Annotated in this window: 4 protein-coding genes and 2 pseudogenes; 5 read left to right on the top strand and 1 reads right to left on the bottom strand. The window is 48.0% G+C overall.

Features of this window, described 5'->3' with window-relative positions:
* A pseudogene (locus C7N83_RS05235) lies at positions 1-285 on the top strand (transposase); the annotation flags it as partial.
* 49 nt (positions 286-334) lie between these two features.
* Entirely contained in the window at positions 335-835 is a 501-nt protein-coding gene (locus C7N83_RS05230; protein WP_245911136.1) for a factor H binding family protein, read from the top strand.
* A gap of 22 nt (positions 836-857) precedes the next feature.
* Here C7N83_RS05230 and C7N83_RS05225 read toward each other — a convergent pair whose 3' ends face one another.
* On the bottom strand, positions 858-1,181 hold the full coding sequence (locus tag C7N83_RS05225; RefSeq protein ID WP_106741136.1) for a hypothetical protein: 324 nt from the start codon (positions 1,179-1,181) through the stop codon (positions 858-860).
* 846 nt (positions 1,182-2,027) lie between these two features.
* Between C7N83_RS05225 and C7N83_RS05220 the strand changes: the two are divergent.
* The 3 genes and pseudogenes from C7N83_RS05220 to dnaX form a co-directional block, all read left to right on the top strand.
* Positions 2,028-2,187: pseudogene (locus tag C7N83_RS05220) on the top strand (IS1595 family transposase); the annotation flags it as partial.
* 520 nt (positions 2,188-2,707) lie between these two features.
* Complete coding sequence (mltB, locus tag C7N83_RS05215) at positions 2,708-3,793, top strand: lytic murein transglycosylase B (protein WP_106741134.1); 1,086 nt, start codon at positions 2,708-2,710, stop codon at positions 3,791-3,793.
* A gap of 174 nt (positions 3,794-3,967) precedes the next feature.
* Positions 3,968-6,007: a DNA polymerase III subunit gamma/tau gene (gene dnaX, locus C7N83_RS05210; protein WP_106741133.1), complete on the top strand. Its 2,040-nt coding sequence runs from the start codon at positions 3,968-3,970 to the stop codon at positions 6,005-6,007.
* The last annotated feature ends 70 nt before the right edge of the window (positions 6,008-6,077 follow it).

Genomic DNA, 6,077 nt, shown 5'->3' with positions numbered 1-6,077 from the left:
GTCTGCCTGTTTCCGCTGCCCCGGAGCCGTACGCAAACCGATTTATACGACCAATGCGGCAGAGGCGGTACACCGCCAGTTTCGGAAGCTGGCCAAAACCCAAGGCGCATTCCCCAATGAAACCGGCCTGCTGAAGCTTTTATATGGCGGTATCGGTAAGGCTTCGGGGAAAAATGGACGATGCCGATTGCAAACCGAGGGCAGACGCTCCCGCAGTTGGCGGTTTGTTTTGACGGCCGGACGGCATTATCCGGTTGTAGAATTCAAACTGACACAGGATTTTGAACGACCTCAAACCGCACGCGTTACCCTAAACGGCTCGACTTATACCGTAGTGGCAAACGGCACGGCTACTTTGTACCAGCAACCATATTCTGTTGTTGTTGTCGGTAAGAAATTTACAGGTACCGACTTTACCAACCCGAGCTTAAGTTGGTTTGAGCGTGCAGATGACTATTTAATCGTTGATACTCTGAAAGGTTATACAACCAAGCAATTGCCGTCTGAAGGGCAGTTTAATTATAAAGGCATTGCATTTACGGCAAATGAAACGGGCGTATTGTCCTATGATGTCGATTTTGCAAATAAAACAGGCAGCGGACGCATTACTGGAATTTCACAAGCCGGGCCGGTGACTTTGCCTAAAGGCAATATTACAACGATTAATTACATGAATAATCCTGATAAAGTCGGAATCAGCGGTTTCGGTATTGAAGCAGACGCAGTATCTGCCCGTGTGGGCAATGGTTCTTACCGCTTGGGCTTTTTTGGTCCAAATGCAGAAGAAATCGCTGGTGTTTTTGAAGGTGTCCTCGGTTTCGGCGGTAAACGTTGATATTGGAAATACGGTTATAATCTTAGGCCGTCTGAAAGTGTTTCGATGCTTTTCGGCGGCCTGATTTCATCATAAGTGGGGAATGTGGAATATACTGCTTTTTTCCGATTCTGTTCACACCCCTTACTTTCTTCACCTGCGCTTCGGCTTTCCTGTTGCGATACGCTGCTTGCGCCTTTGTTTTTCGACCATCTTGTACAATCTCACCTGTTAACTCTTCAAACCGTGCTACACGGTCTGAATATTTTGTTTTCTCAAATTCATCAATTAGTTGTTTTGCTGTGTTTCTAAGCGTGTCATCGATCAATTCGCTTATGATAGTGCGCTGTTGAACCGTCTGAGACACCGTCAATCTTTCAGGTAGTTCTAAGATAGATTTAAGCGATAAAACAACGTCCGATAATGAATGAATTGTATTGCCCGAAATCAAAGGTCGGCAAGGTCGAATGAACTGTCCGCCGAAGGCCTATTGGACATTTGGGATGATTTTCCATCCCAAATCCTACTCCCGGCTACTAAAATATCTTCTGACAAATATAATCTTACCCCTTCTTCCCAAGCCCGGAGGGCATCGGGTTTTGGTCTTTAATTCAGTGAATTTCCCCTCTATAGCTGTTTTACTAAATAACGGGCACAGAAATATCCAAATGCCCTCACTCCCGCTCAGGCGGGAATCCGGTTCCGTCGGGACGGGAACTTGTAAAAAATTACTGAAAACCCACGTTCCGGATTCCCGCCTGTGCGGGAATGACGGATTTCAGGTTTCAGACGGCATGGGAAAAACTTGTACTCATTTTTAAGTCAAACGGCAATAGCCGGTTCAGAAATACCATGACACCGAACCCGCGGCCGAAGGATGGTATTGGCGGCAGTCTTTTCCGATTGAATGGGCTTTGAAAGGGCCTGTTTGGTTTTACGGCGGATGGTTTTCCCGTTGCGGTGGTGACGACAGGTCTGCCTGCCGTGGGTGTATCCGTATGCGGGCAGCCCGGGGGATGCGGGTTTTGGGGTGGGGAGATACGTGTTACACAGAGAGCATTTATATCTTTGCCTGCCGTTTTTACGGTGGTTCTTCACCGGGCTGTTTTGATGGCAAAAAGGACGCTTTTTATAAACATTGGCAAAAAACTGCCAAAAGGCCTGTATGATAAGGTTTCCGGCGGTTTTTATCATCCTTAATGTCTAATAGGCCCATTTTGCTGAAAGACAAAACCTTATTAACAGGATTAAGCATTTTTGGAATCAGGCAAAACGGCATTTGCGCAAAAGCGCATTTCGAGTTGTATTTAAAGGAATGTGAACGGCGTTTTGACAACAGCGGGATAAAAGTTTTAAAACAATTAGTAAGATAGGATTTGCCCTGGTTGTCCAAGACAGCCCCTAAATTAATAATGATGACAAAAGCGGAGGCCAGATTCCTGAATCCGACACTTGCTTGAAAAGCAAGAAAGCAATTGAAATTTAGGGTAAAGTCTACCTTTTCGGGAAAAAGTCGGATATAGGATATCAGAGTCCATATGGTCATTTTTAAATTAAGCAGCCATATATTGGATTATAGCGTTATGTTCAGACGGCTTAGGGGTTGGAAAAGGTCGGGTTGTTGATACTTTTTATGCGGAACCGTTTTTGTTTTTTTACTGAAGCGGTTGTTTTAGGTTTTTGAGTGTTATCAAGAGAACCGTTCGGCGTTGCCGTGCCTTTCGATATTATTGGCAAAGTGTTTGAAAAGTATATTGCGGAGAAATGTGCCAAAGATAGGCAAAAGTCTTGGTCTGATGGCAAGTTTAAATATTTCCCTTTCAATATTGAAGGGTTTATCTGACTATTTAATTTTGTTACACTCGAACCTGTAATTACATTCACGGATATTTCATGAAAAAATCTCTCGTATTCCTTCCTGTTGCCGTTATCGCGGCGTTGGCTGCCTGCAGCACTTCCAACAAACCGAGCATCACACGCGATGAGCAACCGTTAAAACCGATTAAACAAGCCGGAAAACGGCCGACTTTTGATGCGGCGGCGGAATCGGTGGCCAGTAGCGGTTTTAATGCCAATCCCAATGTGCAGAATTTTATCCGTTACGAAGCCGGCAAAGGCCGTTTGAGCGCCGCCGAATTGCAAAATTTCTTTGACGGTGTGGTCTATAAGGGCAACATCATCAACATCATGTACCGCCCGGGCACATCCCGTCCGTGGTATGAATTCCGTACCGGTAATTCAGGTGTGGCCAAATTTAATAACGGACGTCAGTTTTATGCCGACAACCGTGCAGTGATTGACGATGTCGCGCACCAGTACGGCGTGCCGGCCGGGCTGATTGTGGCAGTTATCGGTATTGAAACCAATTATGGCCGTAACACCGGCAGCTTCCGCGTGGCGGATGCTTTAAGTACCTTGGCCTTTGATTATCCGCGCCGCGCTGAGTTTTTCCAAAACGAATTGGGCGAATTGCTATTGATGGCAAAAGAAGAAAATCGCGACATATTCAGCTTCAAGGGCAGTTATGCCGGTGCGATGGGCATGCCGCAATTTATGCCGTCGAGCTTCCGTAAATGGGCTGTGGATTATGACGGCGACGGCCGCCGTGACATTTGGAACAATATCGGCGATATGGCTGCCTCGGTAGCGAATTATATGAAGCAGCACGGCTGGCAAACCGGCGGTAAAATGGTGGTACCTGTTAGTCTGAATATAACACCGCATTTGCAGGCGATTATTGATGAAAAAACCGCGCTCACCCGTACCGTGGCTGATTTCAAAGCCTTGGGCGTGATGCCGCAAATACCGGTTGCCGACCATGAAAAAGCGGTATTGTACCGTTTGGAAACCAGTCCGGGTATGTATGAATATTATTTGGGTTTGAATAACTTCTACAGCGTTTGGAAATACAACAACAGCCGCATGTATGTGACTGCCGTGCGCGACATCGCCAATGCAGTCGGTGCTGCCGGTTTGTAATCCGGCCTCATGACGCAACCATTTTGTTCTTGCAACAAAGTGGTTTGTTTTATTGCGGAAATAATGCATTTGTACGTTTATGTGTCAAAAATGTTAAAATGCACTATCTTTCAATAGGCCGTCTGAAAGATTTTCGTTTCAGACGGCCCGATTATCATGAAGTAGAGAAAAGATATGGCTTATCAAGTGCTTGCCCGTAAATGGCGTCCGAAAACATTTGCCGATTTAATCGGTCAGGAACACGTTGTCAAAGCACTGCGTAACGCTTTGGACGAAGGCCGTCTGCATCATGCCTATCTTTTGACCGGTACGCGCGGTGTCGGCAAAACTACCATTGCCCGTATTTTGGCAAAAAGCCTCAACTGCGAACATGCCGATCGCGGTGAGCCGTGCGGCGTGTGTCAGAGCTGTACACAAATCGATGCCGGTCACTATGTTGATTTACTGGAAATCGATGCCGCGTCCAACACAGGTATCGACAATATCCGTGAAGTATTGGAAAACGCGCAATATGCGCCGACTGCCGGAAAATACAAAGTCTATATCATTGACGAAGTGCACATGCTCTCAAAAAGCGCGTTTAACGCCATGCTGAAAACATTGGAAGAGCCGCCTGAGCATGTGAAATTCATTTTGGCCACCACAGACCCGCATAAAGTGCCGGTTACCGTATTAAGCCGCTGTTTGCAGTTTGTGTTGCGTAACATGACCACGCAGCAGGTGGCTGATCACTTGGCACACGTGCTCGACAGCGAAAATATTTCTTACGAAGCCACCGCTTTGCAATTGCTGGGCCGGGCGGCGGCAGGTTCGATGCGTGATGCTTTAAGTTTGCTTGATCAAGCCATTGCGATGGGTTCGGGCAATGTGGCCGAATACGATGTGCGCCAGATGATTGGTGCGGTCGATAAATGCTATCTGTATGAATTGCTGCAAAGCGTAGCCAACCAAGACGGCGGGGCATTGTTGAATAAAGCACAAGAAATGGCTGCCCGAGCGATTGGTTTCGACAGTGCATTGGGTGAACTGGCGATGCTTCTGCAGCGTCTGGCATTGATTCAGATCGTGCCTTCAGCCGTAGCGAATGACGACCCCGAGCGCGAAGCCTTACTGCAACTAAGCCGGGCGATGAGCGGCGAACAAATTCAGTTGTATTACCAATGCGTGATTCACGGCAAACAGGATTTGATTTTGGCACCGGACGAATACGCCGGATTTGTGATGACGTTGTTGCGTATGCTGGCATTTGCCCCGCTGGCAGCACAAGCACACGGCGTGAATGATATGGTTGAACATACACAACTTCAAGAATCCGGGCACAGGGAAACTGCCGTAAAAAAGCTGCTGTCGATTCCGCCGCCGTCTGAAAACAAACCCAATGTTCAGGCAGCTTCTGCTGCAGTCGTGCCGTCTGAAAACGTGTTGAAAACCAAAGATATTCCACCTTGGGAAGAGCCGCCTGTTCATGTAACGGTAGAAGCCGAACCGCTTCAGACGGCCCCTTCCCGTGATGAACTGCCTGTTGTTCCGCAAGAAGCCGACCCCTCCATGCTTGAAAACGAACGTATTCAGTCTCGCCAGCACATGGCTGATATTCAGACGGCCTCTGATAAATCCCATATGCCGTCTGAACCTGGCAATAAGGAAATGCTGCCGCCGTATTTCGGGCAGGAAGATTCAGAACCTCATGATTTTATCAATGAGCCGCCATATACGCCGCCCATGCCACCGGTCGAAGATGAAGAAAGCCATGAAGTCGGCGACGAGGAAGAAGACGAGCCGCAATTTATTGCGCTACCTGATTTTAAACCGGAAAATTGGGCTGTTTTGGTGCAGCGTTTTGCCAAGAGATTCGGTGCGGCGCAAATGTTGGCACAACATGCCGTATGGGTGGGCTACGACAGCGGCAACCATCTGATGACTTTGTCGCTGACCAACGAGGCCAAAGCCACCACCAATAAGGAGCGCTTGGACAAAATCCGAAATGTATTGGCTGCTGCTTACAATTTGCCGTTGAAGCTGCAAACCCAACCGTGGCATGACGGCCAAGGCTGGGAAACGCCAGCCATGCGCCGTCAGCGTTTACAGGAAGAAGGACGGCAGCAGGCGCAGGATTTGCTTGCTGCCGACCCGACCGCACAGCAAATTTTGAAAACCTTTGATGCGCAATGGCTGCCGGACACGTTGGAATTGAAGCAGCCAAGCGAATCGTGAACAGGGCGGGTAAATGCTTGAACCAGGCCGTTCTGAAAACATGACGCCAACAAAACCATGCGTTCAGACG

Origin of the sequence: Neisseria iguanae, assembly GCF_003013245.1 — a bacterium.
Lineage (GTDB): Bacteria > Pseudomonadota > Gammaproteobacteria > Burkholderiales > Neisseriaceae > Neisseria > Neisseria iguanae.
The sequence above is the reverse complement of the archived record's forward strand: the minus strand, read 5'-3'. Positions and strand labels throughout refer to the sequence as shown.